This window comes from Amycolatopsis sp. MtRt-6 (assembly GCF_017308975.1).
Taxonomy (GTDB): domain Bacteria; phylum Actinomycetota; class Actinomycetes; order Mycobacteriales; family Pseudonocardiaceae; genus Amycolatopsis.
On the sequence record NZ_JADWPD010000011.1, the window covers coordinates 226,069 to 245,240 of the forward strand.

22 protein-coding genes are annotated in these 19,172 nt (G+C 71.9%); 8 read left to right on the forward strand and 14 right to left on the reverse strand.

All coding sequences use genetic code 11. The features are described from left to right. Window positions 1–209: 209 nt before the first annotated feature. A complete protein-coding gene (locus tag I4Q55_RS20835; RefSeq protein WP_206789859.1) occupies window positions 210–476 on the reverse strand; it encodes a hypothetical protein in 267 nt (88 codons plus the stop codon). Between the two features lie 238 nt (window positions 477–714). Here I4Q55_RS20835 and I4Q55_RS20840 point away from each other — a divergent pair, with 238 nt between their 5' ends. Next, window positions 715–3,066 carry an alpha-L-fucosidase gene (locus tag I4Q55_RS20840; protein ID WP_206789861.1) on the forward strand — a complete coding sequence of 784 codons (2,352 nt, stop codon included), beginning with the start codon at window positions 715–717 and terminating at the stop codon, window positions 3,064–3,066. Between the two features lie 47 nt (window positions 3,067–3,113). On the opposite strand, the gene I4Q55_RS20845 is transcribed toward I4Q55_RS20840, so the two are convergent. Continuing rightward, window positions 3,114–4,607, reverse strand: coding sequence for a glycosyltransferase family 39 protein (locus tag I4Q55_RS20845; protein ID WP_206789864.1), 1,494 nt, complete (start codon window positions 4,605–4,607; stop codon window positions 3,114–3,116). A gap of 40 nt (window positions 4,608–4,647) precedes the next feature. After that, on the reverse strand, window positions 4,648–5,976 hold the full coding sequence (locus tag I4Q55_RS20850; protein WP_206789866.1) for a diaminopimelate decarboxylase: 1,329 nt from the start codon (window positions 5,974–5,976) through the stop codon (window positions 4,648–4,650). Window positions 5,977–6,058: 82 nt separating this feature from the next. Between I4Q55_RS20850 and I4Q55_RS20855 the strand changes: the two genes are divergently transcribed. Next, window positions 6,059–6,943, forward strand: a complete 885-nt coding sequence (locus tag I4Q55_RS20855; RefSeq protein WP_206789867.1) for a LysR family transcriptional regulator — start codon at window positions 6,059–6,061, stop codon at window positions 6,941–6,943. Window positions 6,944–7,067: 124 nt separating this feature from the next. Here I4Q55_RS20855 and I4Q55_RS20860 read toward each other — a convergent pair whose 3' ends face one another. Further along, window positions 7,068–7,622 (reverse strand): hypothetical protein, encoded by a 555-nt coding sequence (locus I4Q55_RS20860; protein WP_206789868.1) that lies wholly within the window; start codon window positions 7,620–7,622, stop codon window positions 7,068–7,070. A 24-nt stretch (window positions 7,623–7,646) separates the two neighbouring features. Then, the gene (locus tag I4Q55_RS20865) at window positions 7,647–8,936 is read right to left on the reverse strand and encodes an NAD(P)/FAD-dependent oxidoreductase (RefSeq protein ID WP_206789869.1); all 1,290 of its coding nucleotides are present in this window, start codon (window positions 8,934–8,936) and stop codon (window positions 7,647–7,649) included. A 172-nt stretch (window positions 8,937–9,108) separates the two neighbouring features. Here I4Q55_RS20865 and I4Q55_RS20870 point away from each other — a divergent pair, with 172 nt between their 5' ends. Continuing rightward, a complete protein-coding gene (locus I4Q55_RS20870) occupies window positions 9,109–9,477 on the forward strand; it encodes an STAS domain-containing protein (RefSeq protein ID WP_206789870.1) in 369 nt (122 codons plus the stop codon). Window positions 9,478–9,534: 57 nt separating this feature from the next. Here I4Q55_RS20870 and I4Q55_RS20875 read toward each other — a convergent pair whose 3' ends face one another. Genes I4Q55_RS20875 through I4Q55_RS20885 form a run of 3 tightly spaced genes read right to left on the reverse strand, consistent with a single transcriptional unit; the run spans window position 9,535 to window position 10,513 of the window. Continuing rightward, a complete protein-coding gene (locus I4Q55_RS20875; RefSeq protein WP_206789871.1) occupies window positions 9,535–9,801 on the reverse strand; it encodes a DUF4235 domain-containing protein in 267 nt (88 codons plus the stop codon). After that, window positions 9,798–10,103 (reverse strand): DUF3618 domain-containing protein, encoded by a 306-nt coding sequence (locus I4Q55_RS20880; RefSeq protein ID WP_206789872.1) that lies wholly within the window; start codon window positions 10,101–10,103, stop codon window positions 9,798–9,800. The genes I4Q55_RS20875 and I4Q55_RS20880 overlap by 4 nt, the downstream gene beginning before the upstream one ends. Continuing rightward, window positions 10,100–10,513 (reverse strand): phage holin family protein, encoded by a 414-nt coding sequence (locus tag I4Q55_RS20885; RefSeq protein WP_206789874.1) that lies wholly within the window; start codon window positions 10,511–10,513, stop codon window positions 10,100–10,102. Before I4Q55_RS20885 ends, I4Q55_RS20880 begins: the two co-directional genes overlap by 4 nt. Window positions 10,514–10,649: 136 nt before the next feature. Between I4Q55_RS20885 and I4Q55_RS20890 the strand changes: the two genes are divergently transcribed. From I4Q55_RS20890 to I4Q55_RS20900, 3 genes are all read left to right on the forward strand, one after another. Beyond that, window positions 10,650–11,111, forward strand: coding sequence for an SRPBCC family protein (locus I4Q55_RS20890; protein ID WP_206789875.1), 462 nt, complete (start codon window positions 10,650–10,652; stop codon window positions 11,109–11,111). Between the two features lie 98 nt (window positions 11,112–11,209). After that, complete coding sequence (locus tag I4Q55_RS20895; RefSeq protein WP_206789876.1) at window positions 11,210–12,049, forward strand: aldo/keto reductase; 840 nt, start codon at window positions 11,210–11,212, stop codon at window positions 12,047–12,049. A gap of 86 nt (window positions 12,050–12,135) precedes the next feature. Next, window positions 12,136–12,600 (forward strand): hypothetical protein, encoded by a 465-nt coding sequence (locus tag I4Q55_RS20900; RefSeq protein WP_206789877.1) that lies wholly within the window; start codon window positions 12,136–12,138, stop codon window positions 12,598–12,600. Window positions 12,601–12,649: 49 nt separating this feature from the next. Here the strand turns inward: I4Q55_RS20900 and I4Q55_RS20905 are convergent, their stop codons facing one another. Together I4Q55_RS20905 and I4Q55_RS20910 are read right to left on the reverse strand one after the other, a co-directional pair. Then, a complete protein-coding gene (locus tag I4Q55_RS20905) occupies window positions 12,650–13,450 on the reverse strand; it encodes a GAF and ANTAR domain-containing protein (protein WP_206789878.1) in 801 nt (266 codons plus the stop codon). Window positions 13,451–13,491: 41 nt separating this feature from the next. Continuing rightward, the gene (locus I4Q55_RS20910; protein ID WP_206789879.1) at window positions 13,492–14,013 is read right to left on the reverse strand and encodes a hemerythrin domain-containing protein; all 522 of its coding nucleotides are present in this window, start codon (window positions 14,011–14,013) and stop codon (window positions 13,492–13,494) included. 125 nt (window positions 14,014–14,138) lie between these two features. Between I4Q55_RS20910 and I4Q55_RS20915 the strand changes: the two genes are divergently transcribed. Further along, window positions 14,139–15,647, forward strand: a complete 1,509-nt coding sequence (locus I4Q55_RS20915; protein ID WP_206789880.1) for a CYTH and CHAD domain-containing protein — start codon at window positions 14,139–14,141, stop codon at window positions 15,645–15,647. A gap of 267 nt (window positions 15,648–15,914) precedes the next feature. On the opposite strand, the gene I4Q55_RS20920 is transcribed toward I4Q55_RS20915, so the two are convergent. The 3 genes from I4Q55_RS20920 to I4Q55_RS20930 all read right to left on the reverse strand — a co-directional run bounded on the left by I4Q55_RS20920 (window position 15,915) and on the right by I4Q55_RS20930 (window position 17,544). Next, on the reverse strand, window positions 15,915–16,706 hold the full coding sequence (locus I4Q55_RS20920) for a SigB/SigF/SigG family RNA polymerase sigma factor (protein WP_206789881.1): 792 nt from the start codon (window positions 16,704–16,706) through the stop codon (window positions 15,915–15,917). After that, window positions 16,703–17,152, reverse strand: a complete 450-nt coding sequence (locus I4Q55_RS20925) for an ATP-binding protein (RefSeq protein ID WP_091310939.1) — start codon at window positions 17,150–17,152, stop codon at window positions 16,703–16,705. The genes I4Q55_RS20920 and I4Q55_RS20925 overlap by 4 nt, the downstream gene beginning before the upstream one ends. A 62-nt stretch (window positions 17,153–17,214) precedes the next feature. Beyond that, on the reverse strand, window positions 17,215–17,544 hold the full coding sequence (locus I4Q55_RS20930) for a plasmid stabilization protein (RefSeq protein ID WP_206789883.1): 330 nt from the start codon (window positions 17,542–17,544) through the stop codon (window positions 17,215–17,217). Between the two features lie 125 nt (window positions 17,545–17,669). Between I4Q55_RS20930 and I4Q55_RS20935 the strand changes: the two genes are divergently transcribed. Beyond that, the gene (locus tag I4Q55_RS20935; RefSeq protein WP_206789884.1) at window positions 17,670–18,635 is read left to right on the forward strand and encodes a TIGR03557 family F420-dependent LLM class oxidoreductase; all 966 of its coding nucleotides are present in this window, start codon (window positions 17,670–17,672) and stop codon (window positions 18,633–18,635) included. On the opposite strand, the gene I4Q55_RS20940 is transcribed toward I4Q55_RS20935, so the two are convergent. After that, on the reverse strand, window positions 18,632–18,997 hold the full coding sequence (locus tag I4Q55_RS20940) for an STAS domain-containing protein (protein ID WP_206789886.1): 366 nt from the start codon (window positions 18,995–18,997) through the stop codon (window positions 18,632–18,634). The genes I4Q55_RS20935 and I4Q55_RS20940 overlap by 4 nt on opposite strands. Between the last annotated feature and the right edge of the window lie 175 nt (window positions 18,998–19,172).

The following is a 19,172-nucleotide window of genomic DNA, read 5'->3' on the forward strand; positions in this document are numbered from 1 at the left end:
CGGTCCCGATCGGGCGGAGGCTGGCCCGGATCGTTGCGTCGTGGTGAACCCCGGAGGGCGTGTGCGAGACGCCCTCACCCAAAGCACGGCCGCCGGTGCGGAGTGGTTCAGCGCAGTTTCGGGGGTTTCTCGCCCGACGCGGGCCGAACGCCGTGAAGGCCACCTCCCGGGGGGCGGGAAGTGGCCTTCACGGCTGTCGAGCGGGAGGCTCAGGCTGCGGCGATGGGAAATCCGGTCAGGGCGCGGTGGCCGGCGTCGGTCAGTTCGGCGGGCGCCCACTGGCCGGGCGCGACGAGCCGGGTGGCTCTGATCAGCCCGGCGTGGGCGAGGTCGTGGGCGGTGTTCTGGTCGCAGCACGACAACCCGTCGACGCGGAGATCGGGTTCGCAGCTGCAGCGGAGCTCGGCACGGCCTTCGGCGACCGCCTTGAGCATGGCGATCGCGCGGCGGCTCAGCGCGTTCGGGTGGGTGGACATCGGTCTGGCCTTTCGGTGCGGCTGGGTTCGGTGCGAGTTGCTGCAGCTCGTTACCCAGTGATACGCGGCGAACACGAGCGCGGTTCACTTCGATCGGTCCGGTTGGCCCCTTGACACGGCGAGGGCCACCGAGCAAGGTCATTCATCGGATGAATCAGCTTCACTGGCGACAGTTGTGCCCTCTTGGGGATGAACTCTGCCGCCAATCCGCCGCAGTCATCCGATCCCTGGAGGTTTCGTGCCCACCTTCCCCCGCCGTCAAGCCCTCGGTATCGCGCTCGGTGGCGCCGTCGCGCTGAGCGCGGCCGGCCGGACGCCCGCCGGCGCCGCCGTGCCGGTCGGCGCCGCGGCCGACAGCCCCGGTACCCCGATCGTGCCGCCCCCGCCACCCGTCCCGGTCGCCCTCGACCCCTGGTTCTCATGCGACGGCATCGACAGCGCGTCGGCCACCGGCGGCGACTTCGACGGGTCCGGCTACACCTTCCCGGCCGAGCACCTGCCCGCCGGGCAGACCGTCACCGCCGGCGGCGTCCCGTTCGAGCTCGGGTCCGCGGCCGCCGGGGCGAAGAACAACATCGCCGCCACCGGGCAGCGGATCGACCTGCCGAAGGGCCGCTACTTCGCCGCCTACTTCCTGGTCGCCGCCAGCTACGGCGCGGCGGGCGGCCCGGCGACCGTGCACTACGCCGACGGCAGCACGAGCACCGGGTCCCTGTCCGGCCCCGACTGGTACACCGGCAGCGGCGCGCTCGTCTCGCCGTTTCGCTACGCCCCCGGCGGCGTCGTCGACGACAACCCGGTTTCCGTGGCCACCGGCCAGGTCTGGGTCGACCCGGCCCGCGAGGCCGTCGCGCTGACCCTGCCCACGACCGCGAACCCGGCGCCGAACGTCGCCAGCCTGCACGTCTTCGCGCTCACTCTCCAGCCGGTGGCCGTGGGCCGCTCGGCGCTGGTCCTGGACGGCCGGTCGACGGCCAACCTGCTGGCCGACGGCGGGCCGCAGGCCGCCGAAGCGACCATCGTCAACGCCGGGACCGTGTGGCTCGGCGCGGGCGACCGGGTGAGCGTCACCGTCGACGTCCCCGGCGGCCGGACGACCGTGCCCGCGGCCGTCCGCGCGCTGGCGCCGGGGGAGCAGGCGACCGTCCGGCTCGGCCTGGCCCCGAACGCGTCCGTGCCGCCCGGCACCACCACGAACGGCCAGATCCGCGTCACCGCCGGCCGTGGCACCTTGGCGACCCGGCAGGTGCCGATCACCCTCGGCATCCCGGACTTCCGGCCGACCGGCGCCTCGTTGTCGACGCACCGGGCGCCGTACTGGTTCACCGACGCCAAGTTCGGCATCTTCATCCACTGGGGCGTGTACGCCGTGCCCGCCTGGGCGCCGGTGGGGCAGCAGTACGCCGAGTGGTACTGGCAGAACCAGCAGGACCCGAACGGCGCCACCTACGCCTACCACCGGCAGAAGTACGGCGAGAACTTCGCCTACGACGACTTCATCCCGCTCTTCACCGCGGCGAAGTTCGACCCGCGCGGCTGGCTGAACCTGATCGCGGACGCCGGCGCGGAGTACTACGTCCTGACGTCCAAGCACCACGACGGCTTCGCGTTGTGGGACACGAAGGTCAGCGACCGCAACTCGGTCAAGCTCGGGCCGCGCCGGAACATCGTCGCCGAGCTGTTCGCGGCGTCCCGGAAGTACACCCCGCGGCTGCGCAACGGCCTGTACTTCTCGCTGCCGGAGTGGTTCAACCCGGACAACCCGTGGATGGGCCACGCGCCGCGCAACCCCTACACCGGCGCGCCGCTGCCCTACACCGGCTACACCGCGGGGAAGGACTTCGTCCGCGACTACCAGGCGCCGCAGGTCCTGGAACTGATTTCGGAGTTCGACCCGGACGTCCTGTGGTTCGACATCGGCGGGGTCAACGACAGCCGGACCGTGCTCACCGAGTACTTCAACCGCGCGAAGAACCGCAAGCGCCCCAAGGACGTCACCTACAACGACCGCGGCGGCATCCCGGACCACGACTTCACGACGCCGGAGTACACGACCTACCCGAACACCGTGGTGGCGAAGTGGGAGGCGAGCCGCGGCCTCGACCCGTTCTCCTACGGCTACAACCGCGCGACCCCCGACGACCGCTACATGACGGCGGAGGAGGTCGTCCGCACGCTCGTCGACATCGTCTCGAAGAACGGCAACTTCCTGCTCGACATCGGCCCGGACCTCGACGGCACGATCCCGGACGTCATGCAGCGGCACCTGCGGGACGCGGGCGCGTGGCTGAAGGTCAACGGCGAGGCGATCTACGACACGACGTACTGGTCGCGGCTGGCCCAGCTCGGCGACCTGCGGTTCACGGTCAAGCAGAACGAGGCGTTCTACGTGCATTCGCTGACCGCGCCGGGCAGCCGCCTGGTGGTCGACGCGCCGGTGCCGATCCGCAGCGGTGACCGGGTGACGCTGCTCGGGTACCGCGGGACCCTGCACTGGACGGTGGAGAACGGCTCGCTGGTGATCGACGTCCCGGCGGCGGCCCGGCAGGCCGGCCGCTACACCTGGGTGTTCAAGATCGCCTGGAGCTGAAGATCGGCGGAGGTTCGCCACCATGGGCCGAGGGAATCGCCAACCGCTCAGTAGTACTGCCGGAGCTGCGGCCACGCCACGGACCACGGCCGCGTCAGCGTGCACAGCGACAGCGTGACGCCTTCCTCTTCGTTGTCGACGCCCGCGGCGTTGTGGTGCTTCGCGACCGCGCGGCACCCGGTGATCAGGTCTGCCGCGGGCGAGCCGTGCTCGATCCGCCCGATGAGCAGCACCGGGCCGACCAGCCGGTCCGGGGGCGGCCCCCAGTCCGCGTACGACATGTGCGGCGAGTACGGCTGCGGCAGCCCGTGCTCGGGCCCGTAGCGTTCGAGCGCCCCGGCCTCGCCGTAGTTGCCGGCGAGGATCACCGCGGTGTCGCGCTCGGCGTCCGGGATCCGCCGCCAGGCACCCGCGACGCTGCCGGCGAAGTCCGGCCAGCCGACCTGCTCGCCGGGCTCCTTGTTCATCGCCAGCAGCGGGCCGTTCAGCGCCGTCGCCGGCACCACCGGGAGTCCGATGAGGACGGACACCACCACGCACACCGCGGCGGCCGCGCCGGTGAGGGCCCGCCGGAGCGTCCGGCCCCGGCCGAGCCACCGCAGCACCGGTTCCGCGCCCAGTGCCACCAGTGGCAGCAGCAGGGGCACGGCGTAGTACGGCTTCCCGCCGACGATCAGGAGCTCGACGCAGACGACCGGGTAGGCGATCGTCAGCGGGCGGGCCCACCGCAGGCCGGGTTCGCGCCACGGCCGCACGAGCCCGGCAATCCACACCGGCACCAGCACCGGCGAGAGGAGGACCAGCTGCATCGGCACGAACAGCAGCCGGTTCCCGGCGCCGTCGTCCTCGCTGATCCCGCCGGCCACGGTGAGCATCGGCCAGCCGTGCGACGCCTGCCAGAGCAGCACGGGCGCGGCCAGGACGGCGGCGATCCCGACGCCGGCCGCGAGCCACCAGGTCCGCAGGACCCGGCGCGGTCCGGCGACGACGACCCCGATGCCGAGCCCGGACAGCAGGAGCAGGACGAGCCACTTGTTCGCGAGGCCGAGCCCGGCGACGGCGCCGACGGCCAGCCACCACCGGCCGTCGCCGGTGCGCAGCAGCCGCAGGCCGCACAGCGTGAGCGCCGACCACACCAGCACGTCCGCGGAGTTGGTCGCCAGCATGTGCGACACGACCAGGACGTAGGACGACAGCGCCGTCGCGAGCGCGGTGCACAGCTGGACACCGCGGCCGCCGCCGAACTCGCGGGCGATCAGCGTGACGACCACGACGGTCGCCATGCCCAGCAGGGTCGCGACCACCCGCAGGCCGCTCGGTGTTTCGCCGAACAACGCGGTGGCCGCGCGGGCGAGCCACGGCGTGATCGGCAGATTGTCGACGTATCCCCAATCCGGACGGCGGCCCGCGGCGACGAAGTACAACTCGTCGCGGTGGAAGCCGTAGCGGCCGGACAACGCCGTCAGCACGACGGCCTGCACCGCGACGACGATCCCCACCGGCAGCGCGGCGAACCGCGGCAGCTCCCGATCCGCCCCCATGGCAGTCTCCCCTCGGCGTGCCCGGATCGTACGCCGGTGGTCACGCCTCCGGGAGCGCTCCGAGGAATTCGCCGCCCGCGTCGGCGACCAGCTCGGCGAGGGTCTGCGCGCGGCGGAGCGGCGTGAACTCGACGTCACCGTTCGGCGACACGGTGAACCCGTGCACCGCCGGACGCGGCAGCGTGTTGTAGGCGTAGTGCGCGCCGAAGTAGTACGCGCCGGTGTCGTGGGCGACGACGAGGTCACCCGGTTCGAGCAGCGGCAGCGGCCGTTCCCGGGCGAGCAGATCGCCCGCGAAGCACAGCGGACCGGCGATGTCCTGCGGTACTTCGGGTCCGGTCTTCGGCGTGCCGGCCGCGTCGAACGCGCCGACCCGCAGCGGCCAGTGCGCCGGCTGGAGCACCGTGCGCGCCGCCACCTGGCCGCCCGCGTGCGTCACGGCGATGTGCCGCCCACCCGCGATCTTCGTGTATTCCACCGTGCTGACGAGGAAGCCGCTCTTCGCGAGCAAGGACCGGCCGAACTCGGTGACGAACGTGTACTGCCCGCCGGCCAGCGCCGGGACCCGGTTCAGCAGTGTCGTGACGTAGCCGGCGTAGGTCGGGCCCGGCTCGTCGGAGGTGAAGTCCACCGGCAGCCCGCCACCGAGGTCGAGGCTGGTCACCTGCCGGTACCCGGCTTCGGCGTTGATCTCCTCGGCGAGTTCGTGCACCGCGGCGACGCCGTCGGCCATCAGCTCCGGCGGGCAGCCCTGCGAGCCGACGTGGACGTGCAGCCGCGTCAGCCACGGCCGGCGTCGGAACGCCTCGCGCAACAGTGCGCGGTTTCCGTTGTCCGTCAAGGGAATGCCGAACTTGGACGCCGCGGTGGCCGTGCTCGTGTCGCCGATCCGCCCCGCGCCGACCTGCGGGTTGATCCGCAGGCCCAGCACCGACCGCGGCGGCGTCGCGCCGGTCAGCGCGTCGAGCCGGGCGAGTTCCTGGAAGTTGTCGGCGTTGATCGCCGTGCCCTCGGCCAGCGCGTGGGCGAGCTCGGCGGTCGTCTTGGCGGGGGAGTCGAGCACGAGCCGCGGGCCGCGCAGGCCGGCGGCTTCGGCGACCGCCGTCTCGCCCGGGCTCGCGACTTCGGCGTCGATCCCGAGTTCGCCGAGGAACCGCAGCAGCGGCGCGAGACCGCACGCCTTGGCGGCGACCGTGTGCTGGACGCGCCCGAGCGGCGCGAACGCCGTGGTCAGGTCTTCGACGGCTTCCCGGACGGCGGCCAGGTCGACGAACCCGGCCAGCGGGCCGGCGAGCCCCCGGTCCGCCGCGGCGGCGAGGGCGAGCAGCTTGCGGTCGGTGCGGGTCAGGGGTGCGCTGGTCGTGGTCACGGGACACAGGACAGCAGCGGGCAGGCCGGGGCGTCCAAGACTTCGTCCCGATGAAACCATAGGATAGCCCTATAATCGCTGGGTGGACCTGCGCCGATGGCACTACTTCGCCGTGCTCGCCGAGGAGATGCACTTCACGAAGGCGGCCGCTCGGCTGTTCGTGTCCCAGCCGTCGCTGAGCCAGCAGATCCGCGCCTTCGAAGCGGACCTCGGGGTGGCGCTGCTCGACCGCACGGGCCCGCGGTTCGCGCTGACCGACGCCGGCCGGGTGGCCGCGGTGGAGGCCCGCGACCTGCTCGACCGGCTGGAGCGAGCCCGCGGCGCGGTGGCGGCGGCGGGCCGGGGCGACGCGGGGCGGCTGCGGATCGCGTACACGCGGTCGGCGCCAGGCCCGTTGGCAGGCGACCTGGTCGCGGCGTACCGCGACCGGCACCCGGACGTCGAGCTGGCCTTGGAGACGGGCTGGACGAGCCTGAACCTGGCCCGCCTGACGGCGGGCGAAATCGACATCGGCTTCGTCCGGCCCCCGGTGACGGCCGCGGGCATCGAGGTCGCGGTGATCGGCTCGGAGGAGGTCCTGCTGGCCCTGCCGTCGAGCCACCCGCTGGCCCGCCACCGCGGCCGCCTGCGGAGGGCGGCGATCGCCGCGGAGCCGGTGGTGTTCTGGCCCCGCGAGAACGGCCCCGGCCAGTACGACGCGATCAGCGCCCAGGTCTGGCCAGGCGGGCTGCCGCCGATCGTCCGCGAGGAACCGGAGGACGAGCAGTTGATGCGCGCGGTGGCGGAGGGAGCGGGCGTGGCGGCGGTCCCGGAGCACCGGGCCCGAGCCCTGCGGCGACGGGGCGTGGTGTTGCGGAGGTTGGAGGATCCGGCGCCGAGGATCGATCTGGGGTTGGCCTGGCGGGCGGGTGCGGTGTCCGCGGTGGTGCGGGGGTTCGTGGAGCTGGCTGGGGGCCGGGGCGGTTAGTTTGCCGGGCGGTGGCCGGGTGGGCTGTGTGGGGCTGGCGGGGCGCAGGTGGGTAGGCGGGGTTGGGTGGGTTGAGCCGGGTCGAGCTGGGCGGGGCCCAGCAAGACCCGGCCAGGCCGGGCCGCTAATCCGCCCCGAGCGCCGCGCGCACCGCCGTCACCACCTCCGGGTGGCCCAGCGGCAGCGGCGGCGGCACCCGGTCCTCCAGGCTCTCGCTGCTCGACGCCACCACTCGTACCTCCGTGCCCGCCCCGCGCAGCTTGGCCACCACGTCGTCGTGTTCGGCCAGCCAGGCGTCGTTGGCCGCTGCCGCGTCGGCTGCCGACAGGAAGGCGTCCGAGGCCGGGTCGACGAGCAGCAGGTGCGTTGCCGCGCCCGGGTGGCGCTCGACGAGCTGCAGGGCCTCCGCCGCGAACGGGCCGCTCGCCACCACCGCTATCTCGGGGTCGCCCGGGCCCGCGTCGCCGAGGAGGTCGTCGGCTTCGGTCAGGGCTCCGCCCGCCGGGACCCGGCACCAGAACACCGCCCGCTTGCGGGCCAGCGGCCGCCAGGTCGCGGGCAGCTCGTCGTGCTTCCCGGCGCCGGCCGGGTCGAGCACGATCACCTTGGGGCCCGACGGGTCTCCGGCAGTCACCACCGAAGGGCCTTCGGAGCGGACGGGTTCGGGTTCGGCGGGCATGCGCGTTCCTTTCACCAAAAGACTTCAGCGACGGGGGAGTTCCGGGCTGTCCGTGTCGAGCGGCACGGCCCCGGACCGGACGAGTCCCAATTGGACGGTCTGGCGGCCGGTCAGCGCCTCCAGGGCCCAGTCGGCGGCCGTGCGCACGCGGTTGCCCGGCATCGCCATGAGGTGGTAGCCGCGCGTCACGGCCTTCGCCGGCCGCCCGGACAGCGGGATGTGCAACGGGTTCGCCGCCGCCGCACCGGCGCCGAGGTCGACGACGAAGCCGAGGTCGTGGTGCCGGTAGGTCCCCGGGCGGCCGTAGCCCAGCGACGCCGCCACGTTGCGCCCGGCGAGCCTGCCCTGCCGCTCGGCGTGCTGCGCGGTCATCGCGGTGTACTGGCCGGGGCGGGTGAGGTCGGGCACCGCGGCCGCGTCGCCGCAGGCGAACACGTCGTCGCGGCCCGGCACGTTCAGCTGCTCGGTCACCACGAGCCTGCCCTTCGCCGTCTCGAGCCCGAGGTCGGCCACCAGCGGGTCCGGCCGCACGCCCACGCACCACACCAGGGTGCGGGTGGGGACGCTGTCCCCGTTCGTCAGCGTGACGCCCTTGGCGTCGGCGTGGTCCACCGACGTCTTCATGAGCACTTCGACCCCGCGGGCGCGCAGCACCTCGTCGGCGGTGCGGCCCAGCCGCTTGTCCAGCTCGGGCAGCACCCGCTCGGCGACGTCCAGCAGCAGCCAGCGGATCCGCTGCCCTGCCAGCTCGGGGTGGCGCGCGGCGAGCGCCGCGGTGAACGCGGGGCCCTGGGCGGCGACCTCGGTGCCGGTGTAGCCCGCGCCGACCACCACGAACGTGCAGCGGGCGTCGCGCTCGGCGGGATCTTCGGCCGCGGCGGCCAGCTCGATCTGCCGCGTGATGTGGTCGCGCAGGTACAGCGCTTCCGGCACGCCGCGGAACCCGTGCGCGTACTCCGGCACGCCCGGGATCGGCAACAGCTTGTTGACGCTGCCCGCGGCCAGTACCAGCCGGTCGTACCCGATCCGGTGTTCGTTGTCCTCGGGGTCGGTGTAGGTGACGTGGCGGGCGTCGAAGTCCACGCCGGTGGCCACGCCGAGCACGAGCCGGACCCCGCGCAGCGTCTCGGGGATCGAAACCGCGACCCGCCGCGGGTCCAGGATCCCGGCCGCCACTTCGGGCAGCAACGGCAGGTAGAGGAAGTAATCGGTTGGGTTCAGCACCACGACTTCAACGTCTTCGCCGGCTTCCTTTCGGAGGCTTTTCGCCGCGTGGTAACCGGCGAAACCGCCGCCGACGATCACGACACGCATGGATCTCCTTCCGGGGCGCCGATTTCCGTCCCGAACGGATTACCCGAGGTCGGGGCCGGGAAACCCGCGGGGTTGACCTCGCGGCTCAGGGGCGTACGGTCAGGGGTGTTGGCTGTTGTTCAGACACGTGCTCCGGTCAGCGCCCCTGCAACGCTGGAACAAAGGGAGCGCCATGTACGACTGTTTCCGCACGATCTACGAACCGTCCGGCCTGACCGTCACCACGACCGAACGTCCGGGCGGGATCACCGTCCTCACCCTGGTGGGCGACATCGACGCCGCCACGATCGGCACGCTCGACGAAGCCCTCGCCACCGGGCCGCGGCTGGTCGCCGACCTCACCCGGGTGGCGTTCCTGAGCTGCGCCGGCGTCCGGTCGCTGCTGCAGGCGCACGACCGCGCCGAGCTCGCCGTCGTGCTCGGCGGCCACGCTGTCACCCGATCGCTGGAAGCCACCGGTGCCGACCTGGTGCTGAAGATCCACCCCGGCGTCGGCGCCGCGCTCGCCGGCCTCGCCCCCGAGCCCGGCCGGGAGGCGTGACCGCTTCCGCGGGCACGCCTCCCGGCCGTCCACTGTGGACACCAGGAAGCCGGGCACTCAGTCGTCGCCCGGCCAGTCGCCGGTGGCCTTGCGGTAGCCGACCGCGCCGGCCCGCTCGGTGGCGGCCTTGACGGCACCGAAGATCGCCCCCTGCACCGCCGCCGCGACGACCACCTGCCGCCAGGTGTAGTCGCGGTCGGTGGCGTCGGGAGCGTCGTCTTCACCGGCCACGCGCTTCCAGACCTGCTTGAAGACCTGGCCGGCGAGGATGCCGCCCAGGGCACCGACCACCCAGCTCAGCGGCTTGTAGAGCGTCTTGTTCACGAGTTCCTCCGGCGCAGGATCAGGCGGATCAGGATCAGCAGGCCCAGTACGCCGGCGAAGACCGGCACCGGGTTGGCGCGGACGGCGTCGGCGCCCTGGCGGAACCTGGCCGCGGTCGGTTCGTTCGTCACGTCGGCGACCTTCGCGGTCGCCTGGTCGAGCTTGTCGTCGACGTTCTCCTTGACCCTGGCCTTGACGTCGAGCTTCTGCCCGAGCGCTGCCAGGGTCTCGGTGAGTTCTTCCCGGGTGGTGTCCCGGTCGAGCCGCGCCTCCTCGGCGTTCTTCGGGAAGTCCCCGCTCATGTCCGCACTCCCTGCTTCACGGTGTCCACGTCTTCGCGGACGCCGCTGATGGCCTCTTCGGGTACCGGTGGCACCCCTTGCGACACTTCCTTCTTGCCGACCAGCGCCGCGATCCCGGCGACGGCGAACAGCGCGACCGCGACGATCACCGCCGCCAGCCAGCCGGGCACGACGAGCGCGAGCGCCAGCACGGCGGCCGCGACCAGCGTGCCGGCGCCGAGGAACGCGAACAGGCCCGCCGCGCCGAACAACCCGGCGCCGAGGCCCATCTTCTTGCCCTTGCGCTGCAGTTCGAAGACCGCGAGCCGCATCTCGTCCCGGACGAGCCGCTTGACCTCGTCGGTCAGGTCCGTCACCAGCTCGCCGACCGAACGGTCGGCCGCCGGTTTCCTGTTTGCTTCTTCGATCACCGCACACCTCCTTCGCCTGGGCGGCGGGTACCCGGGCCCGGCACGGGTCAACCGCGCCGGGTTTGACCGCCGGTGCGCCGGGTAGCCGCTTTGTGCCCTTCGATGCCGAAGACCGACCACCGACGAGGAGGAGTGCATGAGCACGATCACCGAAATCGTGGATGTGGAAGTCCCCGTCTCCACCGCGTACAACCAGTGGACGCAGTTCGAGGAGTTCCCGAAGTTCATGGAGGGCGTCGAAGAGATCCGCCAGCTGGACGCCACCCACACCCACTGGGTGACGCGGTTCGGCGGCGTGACGCGGGAATTCGACGCCACGATCACCGAGCAGCACCCCGACGAGCGGGTCGCCTGGACGTCGGACTCCGGCCCGGACCACGCCGGCGTCATCACCTTCCACCGGCTGGACGACTCACACACCCGGGTGACCGCGCAGATGGACATCGACCCGGAGGGCTTCGCCGAGAACGTCGCCGACAAGCTCGGCGTCCTCGACCGCCGGGTGAAGGGCGATCTCAAGCGGTTCAAGGAGTTCGTCGAGCAGCGCGGCCGGGAGACCGGCGGCTGGCGCGGCGACGTGGATCGCCCGGGACAGTAAGCTCGCGAGTCACCCGTTCGGGGTGAGTTGTCGCGGCGGGGCGGGTGATCTCGTCCCGCCGCGTTTCGCGTCCGGGAAACGTCGGGTAGGACGTACGCATGACGACCACCACTGCCGACGTCCCCACGCTGGAACTGAACAACGGCGTGCGCATCCCCCAGTTCGGGTTCGGCGTGTTCGACATCCCGCCCGGGGAAACCGCCCAGGCCGTGCGCACGGCCCTGGAAACGGGATACCGCCACATCGACACCGCGCAGATGTACCGCAACGAGGCCGGCGTCGCCGCCGGGATCGCGGAATCCGGCGTGGCCCGCGAAGACGTGTTCGTCACGACCAAGCTGGCGAACGACGCCCACGGGCACGACAACGCGATCACCGCGCTCGAAGGCAGCCTGCGCCGGTTCGGCTTCGACTACGTCGACCTCTACCTGATCCACTGGCCGTTGCCGGCCAAGGACAACTACGTCCGGACGTGGCAGGGGTTCGAGGAGATCCTCCGGGCCGGGAAGGCCCGCGCCATCGGCGTGTCGAACTTCCAGCCCGCCCACCTCGACCGGCTCGCCGAAGAGACTTCGACCGTGCCGGCGGTCAACCAGATCGAGCTGCACCCGGCGTTGCAGCAGGCGCGGCTGCGCGAGTACCACCGGGCGCACGGCATCGCCACCCAGGCGTGGAGCCCGCTGGCCCGCGCCGACGTCCTCGGCGACCCGGTGCTCACCGGCCTGGCGGAAAAGCACGGGCGGACGGCCGCGCAGGTGGTGCTGCGCTGGCACATCCAGCTCGGGAACATCGTCTTCCCGAAGTCCGCTTCGCCCGACCGGATCCGGCAGAACATCGACGTGTTCGGCTTCGCGCTCGACGACGAGGACATGGCGGCGATCGGCAGGCTCGACGAAGGCCGCCGCACCGGAGGGGATCCGGACACCTTCGCGGGGTGACGGTGTTCACCGCGTGACCGCGGCGTTTCCCTGCGCGACCTGCCGGGTATTCCTCCGGCAAGGTCCCCCAGGAAGGAGCGTCCGGCATGACCACGAACGCGTACCTGTCGTTCCTCGCGATCGGCGTTGCGCTGGTCCTGATAGACGGGCAGATCATCTACCGCAGCGGCCGCCGGTACCTGGAGAACTCCTACGGCGACCCGGCGGCGGGCGCGTCGATGACCCGCCTGGTCACGGTGCTGTTCCACCTCGCGACGCTGGGTGTGCTCGCCCTGATCTCGACCATCGAAATGGGCAGCAGCGACCTGCCCGGCGTCGTCGGCCGGATCGGCGTGCTGCTGCTGATCCTCGCCCTGGCCCACGCGATCACCCTCGGCGTCCTGGCCCGCATCCGCGGTGAGCAGGAAGTGGAGGCGGTCGTCCAGCGCGGCCCCCGCCCGCGAGCGGAGGCGGAGCAGGGTCCGACGGTCGCCCCGGTGCCGGGCCAGGACGGCCGGTACCCGACCGCCAGCCCGTCGCTGGAGAACCGGTCTCCCTATTCGGCCCAGTAAAAAGCGATCGAAGGCGCCACTTTCCCGGGAAGGTGGCGCCTTCGGCGTGTCAGCCTTCGGAAGCCGGCAGATCCACCTCGGTGTGCCGCGAGGCCAGCGTCCTGGCCAGGTCGGCGAGCTTGACGTTCAGGTCCTGCGACGCGCGGCGCAGCACGTCGAAGGCCTCGTCGGCGCTGATGCCGCGGCGCTGCATCAGGATGCCCTTCGCCTGACCGATGACGTCGCGGCTGTCGACCGCGCGGCGCAGGTGCGCCGACTCCAGCTCCGCGGAGGCCACGGCCTGGGTGTGGGCGAGGGCCAGCGACGCGTGCGTCGCCAGCAGCAGCGCGAGGTCGATCGCCCGCGCGTCGAACGCGCCGGGCGTGCGCGAATAGATGTTGAGCGCGCCGGAAAGCCGGGGCGGGCGGGCGTCCGGCAGCAGGGCCGTGGCCAGCACCGAGTGGTAGCCGTGGCGGGCGGCGGCCGGGCCGAACACCGGCCAGCGCGGGTCCCGGCCCAGGTCCTGCGACCAGGCGACGGCCGGGCCGTCCGGGCGGGCCGATTCGACGCACGGGCCTTCGCGGTGGTCGTACTGCACCTGGTCCAGCCGCTCGGCGACCGCGTCCGTTTCGACCGGGGTGTGGAACGCGCCGTCGGCGTCCCGCAGGGTGACGCTGACCAGGTCGGCGCCCGGCACGAGCGCGGTCGCGGCGCCGACGACGAGCTTGAGCACGCCGCCGACGGTCGGCGTCGCGTCGAGCAGGGTTCGCGTGAGATCGGCGAACTGCCCCGCCAGCAGCCCCGGCGCCGGTTCACCGTCCTGCCCGAACCCGGCCCGTTCCCGGGCCCACTCCTCTTCGCCGACGCTCATGGATCCTCGCTGTCCTTCGGTATGGGTGGCCAGCCTCCCATTCAACCCGATGCCGGGGTCCGCAGCGCGGCACGGGCCCGGTCGACGAATCCCGGTCCCGGCCACAGCTGATCGGCCTGCGGCATGCGGTCGGCGAGATCCGGGTGGGGAAGCGTCGGCGCGGCATCGCGGCTCTCGACGACGGCTCTGCCCAGTTCGGCCTGCCGCTCGGCGGAACAGGTACGCCGGATCTCGCGCACGACCGCGGGCCCTTCCTCGCGGACGTGCCGCCGGATGGCGCGGATCAGCCCGCCCAGCAGGCGCTCGAACCGCGGCTCCTGCGGTCCCGCGCCTTCGAGCTGCCGCATCAGGCCGTCGGCTTCGGCGAGATCGCCGTCGCCGTCGAGGAAGGGCTCTTCGGCGACGGCGTGCCGGACCAGCTCCGCGATCAGGTGGTCGGCGAGGTCCTTGCGGTTCTCCGGACTGCCTTGGCCGAGCTCGAGCTCGGTGCAGAGCCGGTCGAGCTCGCGGTGGTCGCCGGCGAGGATGGTCGTCAGATCGGTTGCGGGCTGGTTGCCGTTCATGCACTCTCCTGGTCCGGGCTCGGGTTGGCAGAACCGGATACCCGCTGCTCCGGCACCGAATCCCGTGTCGGCCGGACGCCGTGCGGGTATCCCTGCGGTGAACCCGGCCCCAGAGAGGACGAACCATGGCAGCGCCGTCCGCGGTGACCGAGCGCGAACGCAAGTACGAGATCGTCGCGGGCAGCGGCGTGCCCCGCCTGATCGGCGTCGGCGGCGTCGAAACCCAGGACGACCCGGTCGAGCACGTCCTCGACGCGTCCTACTACGACACGGAGACGTTCCGGCTGGCCCGCGGCGGCATCACGCTGCGGCGGCGCGTCGGTGGGCCCGACGCGGGCTGGCACCTGAAGCTGCCGGTGTCGGCCGACGAGCGCCAGGAGCTGCAGCTCCCGCTGGGCGGCGACCCGAACAAGGTGCCGGGCCGGCTGCGGCGGCTCGTGCAGGCGTACACGCTGGGGGAGAAGCTGGTGCCGATCGCGCGCTTGCGGACCGTTCGGTTCGCCCATCGGCTGGCCGGTGCCGATGGCGGGACCATCGCGATCTTGACCGACGATCACGTGACGGGCGAGGTCGGCGGTGAGACCGTGCGGCTCGACTCGTGGCGCGAGCTGGAACTCGAGCTGGATCCGTCGGCCGATCCCGGGTTGCTCGGGGAGTTCGACCGGGCGCTGGTCGCGGCCGGCGCTTCGGCGTCGCCTTGGCCGTCCAAGCTGCGGCGGCTTGTCGGTGACCGGGTGCCGGCGGCGGCGCGGCTGGGGAAGAAGCCGTCCGCGGGGGATGTCGTGGTGGCCGCTTTGCGGGAGCAGTACGGCCGGTTGCGCCGGGCGGACGTCGGGGTTCGGCTGGACGTCGACGATTCGGTGCACCAGATGCGTGTTGCCATCCGGAAGCTGCGGAGCACGCTGCGGACGTTCGGGGCTCTGGTCGAGGCGGGGCCGGTCGCGGGCGAGCTGCGGTGGCTGGGGCGTCAGCTGTCGCCGGCTCGGGATACCGAGGTCGTCGAGGCGCGGCTGCGGGCGCAGCTTGACGATGTGCCTTCGGAGCTGGTTTTCGGCCCGTTGCGGCAGTTTCTTACCCGGTACTTCGCGCGGGAGGCGGAGGAAGGGCGGGCTCGGGCTTTGACTGCGTTGACTTCCAAGCGGTATCTCGGGGTCCTGCGTGCGCTGGATGCTTTGGTGGAGGAGCCGGTGTTGACCGCTGCCGCGCGTAAGCCGGCGAAGACCGGGCTGCGTAAGCCGGTGCGGAAAGCCGCTTCGAAGCTGAGCCGTGCCGAAGCTGCGGCGCGGGGGTTGGTTGGTGAAGAGCTTGAGAGGGCGCTGCACGATGTGCGGAAGAAGGCGAAGCGGGCTCGGTATGCCGCCGATGTCGTGAAGCCTGTTTATGGGAAGAAGCTGCGGGCGTGGCGGAAGAACGTGAAGGCTGTTCAGGGGACGCTGGGGGAGCATCAGGACACTGTTGTGGGGCGGGGTGTGCTGCGGCAGCTTGCTGTTGCCGGGCATGGTGAGGGGCAGAACACCTTCACGTTCGGAATGCTCCATGCGCGGGATGCCGGGCGGGCTGGGGAGTTGCGGGAGCGGTTTCTGGGGGAGTGGCGGCGCGTGCGGAAGGGAGAACGGCCTGGTTGGCTGGGGTGAGCTGGGCTTCTGCCGGTCTGCTTCTGCCGGGGTTTTCCCGCCGGCCCGAACGCCGGATTGTTCAGCGGCCGGCAGACCGCGTCAAGGCGGGAAAGCGTGCCTTGACCCGGCCTGCCGGCCGCTGATGCGGCTGCGTATCGGGTCGGCAGGGGGGTGTGGCCGGAGGTGCGCCCCAATGTGGCCTTCGGTGCGTTGGACGCACCCAATGTGGCCTTCGGTGCGTTGGACGCACCAAATGCCGCCTTCGGGCGGTCGGGTCGTGCGTTCCTAGCCCTCGCCCGTCAGCTTTCCGCGTAGCTGCTCCAGCGTCTGGGACAGCAGGCGGGAGACGTGCATCTGGGAAATGCCGATCCGATCCGCGATCTGAGTCTGCGTCAAGCCCCCGAAGAACCGCATCACCAAAATCGCCCGCTCGCGCTTCGGGAGCTCCTGCAGCAATGGCTGGAGGGCCTCGTGGTTCTCCACCATCGCCATCTCGTGGTCCGGTTCCCCCATGGTGTCCGCCAGTGACAGCGCTTCCGCGTCGTCGTGCACCGGCTTGTCCACCGATAGTGCCTGGTACGCGTTGCCCGCCAAGAGACCTTCGCGGACTTCGTCCACGTCGAGGTTCAGGTGCTCGGCCAGCTCTGTCGGCGTGGGGGCGCGGCCCAGGCGCTGGGACAGCACCGCTGAGCCCTGGCTCAGCGACAAGTGCAGCTCCTTGAGCCGGCGGGGGACGCGCACCGACCAGCCGGTGTCGCGGAAGTGCCTGCGGACCTCGCCCATGATCGTCGGGACCGCGAAAGACAGGAAGTCGTGGCCGCGGGTGGGGTCGAAGCGGTCCACGGCGTTGATCAAGCCGATCCGGGCCACCTGGACCAGATCCTCGCGAGGCTCGCCGCGGCCGGAAAACCGGGTGGCGATGTGCTCGGCCAGCGGGAGGAGCTCGGTGACCAGCTTGCTCCGGACGACTTCGCGCCGCGGGTCGCCGTCGTCGAGTGTGCCCAGCTCCTCGAACAGCGGCTCGCAGTGGGCATATTCGTCCGGGCGGTGGAGGAGGGTTTTTCGCTCGCCGCTCACGCGCTCGTTCCCGGGTTGAGCACCAGCTCGATCGTGACGATGCCCGCACCTCCACCGGGCAGCACGTCGCAGTGGGCCGTCACGGACCGGCTCAGGGTCGTCAGGACATGCCAGCCGAACGTGCGGTCGCTCGGGGGCCTCGGGTCGGTCGAGCGGGTCGAAACGATCACGTGCAGGCCGTCGGGGGCCAGGCGGAAGCGGCACTGCAGCTGGGAGCCGAGCTCGGCCAGCTGGACGAGCTGGGCGCACGCCTCGTCGACCGCCATCTTGGCGTCGGCGATCGCGTCCAGCCCGAAGTCCGCGCGCGAGACCACGCCGTGCGTGAGCATCCGGACCAGCGGGATCTGCTCCGCCATGGCGGGGAGCCGCAGCTCGACGAGTTCGTCGAGCAGCTCGTCGACGGTCGGCTTGCCGCCGAACGAGCTGTCGCTTCGAGTTTCTTCCATGCGGGAGGTACTACCCATCCGGTGTAATGCTGACACTTCGTGATCAGGGGTTTCGGGTATGGTCACCGGCCCAGCGCCCGTTCGAGTTCCTTCTTGGTCATCTTCGAGCGGCCGTCGATGTTCTTCTTCTTCGCTTCGTTGTAGAGCTGGTCCTTCGTCGGGCCGCCCGGGCCCTTCCGGTTGCCGGACCGCTCGCCGCCGCGCCGCTGGGGGGACTTGTCCTTGAGCGACGTCTTGCTCGCCTGGCGGGACTCACCCGACTGGGCGCGGTTCTTGTTCACCGTCCGGGCCGCGATCTCCTTGGCCCGTTTGGTGCTCGCCCCGCGGTCCTCGGCCGAGTCCTTGATGTGCTCGTACTGGCGTTCGCGCTTGCCGCTCCACGACTGAGGCATGTCCGCTCCCTTCGTCTCGTCTCGCGGGATGAGTACCCGCGTGATCGCGCCGCAAACGTCCCGGCCGGGGTGGTTACCCGCTGCTTCCCAGGGGTAAGCGGAAAGCTGACCGAGAGGAGGCGCCGATGCGGATCGGCTACACCCTGATGACCGAGCAGGCAGGCCCGGACGACCTGGTCCGGTTCGCCGCCGGCGCGGAACGGGCCGGCTTCGACTTCGAGGTCATGAGCGACCACTACTCGCCCTGGCTGGACGAACAGGGCCACGCGCCCTACGCCTGGAGCGTGCTGGGCGCGGTCACGCAGGTGACCGAGCGAGCCGAGCTGATGACCTACGTGACCTGCCCGACCATGCGCTACCACCCGGCGGTCGTGGCGCAGAAGGCGGCGACCGTGCAGGCGCTTTCGGGCGGCCGGTTCACCCTCGGCCTCGGGGCGGGCGAGAACCTCAACGAGCACGTCATCGGCCAGGGCTGGCCGCCCGCCAACGTCCGGCACGAAATGCTCGCCGAGGCCGTGCAGATCATCGGCGGCCTGTTCGACGGCGGCTACTTCGACTACGACGGCAAGCACTTCCGCGTCGACTCGGCGAAGCTGTGGGACCTGCCGGACAAGCGGACGCCGATCGGCGTCGCGGTGTCCGGTTCGCAGTCGGTCCGGCGGTTCGCCCCGGTCGCCGACGTGATGATCGCCGTCGAGCCGAAGGTGGAGCTGTCCCAGGAGTGGGACGCGACGAAGCTCGGCGGCGCGCCGAGCCGCAAGGTCGGGCAGCTGCCCGTGTCGTGGGGCACCGACCGCGACGCCGCCGTCAAGCGCGCGCACGAGCAGTTCCGCTGGTTCGCCGGCGGCTGGAAGGTCAACGCCGAGCTGCCGGGCCCGGCCGGATTCGCCGGAGCGACGCAGTTCGTCCGCGAGGAGGACGTCGCCGGCTCGATCCCGTGCGGCCCCGACATCGAGCCGATCGCCGAGGCGGTGCAGGAGTTCGAGAAGGCGGGCTTCACCGACGTGGCGCTGGTCCAGATCGGCGGTGACCAGCAGGAGGGCTTCCTCGACTTCGCCGAGAAGGAACTGCTGCCGGCGTTGCGCGGTTAGGCGGGCGCGGGGGCGGGCCGGTGTTCGGCCAGTGTGAGCCGCCGGTCCGCCCCGGTCACCTGCAGGGCCCGCCGGACCATCGGGTTCGTCCCGGTGACCACGAGCAGGTCGGTGCCGCCCGACCCGGCCTGCAGTGCCGTGTGCAGGAGCACCCGGATCCCGGCCACCCCGAGGAAGTCCACTTCGGACAGATCGACGACCAGCCGTTCGGGCGTCGCCCACAGGCGGTCGGAGAGCAGCGAGGCCAGGTCGCCGGCCGTCGCGCTGTCGAGGTCGCCGCGCGCGGTCACCAGGACCGCGTGCGGGGCGGGCCACGTCGTGCGCAGCCGCAGGCCGGGGTGCCTGGCTCGGGGAGAGGTCATACCGGTTCGCCACCGTCCTGGTGCGGCGCGGCCGCAGCGCCGCGCTCGGGGGAGTTCGAGCGGCTGCTGGTTGAACCGTGCCACCGAGACTAACCCCGCGCCTCCGGCTCGCAACCGACGTTGCTCCGAACGGGCGTGCGGCGCGCCGCGGTGGTGACCGCTCGTGCCCGGGCTG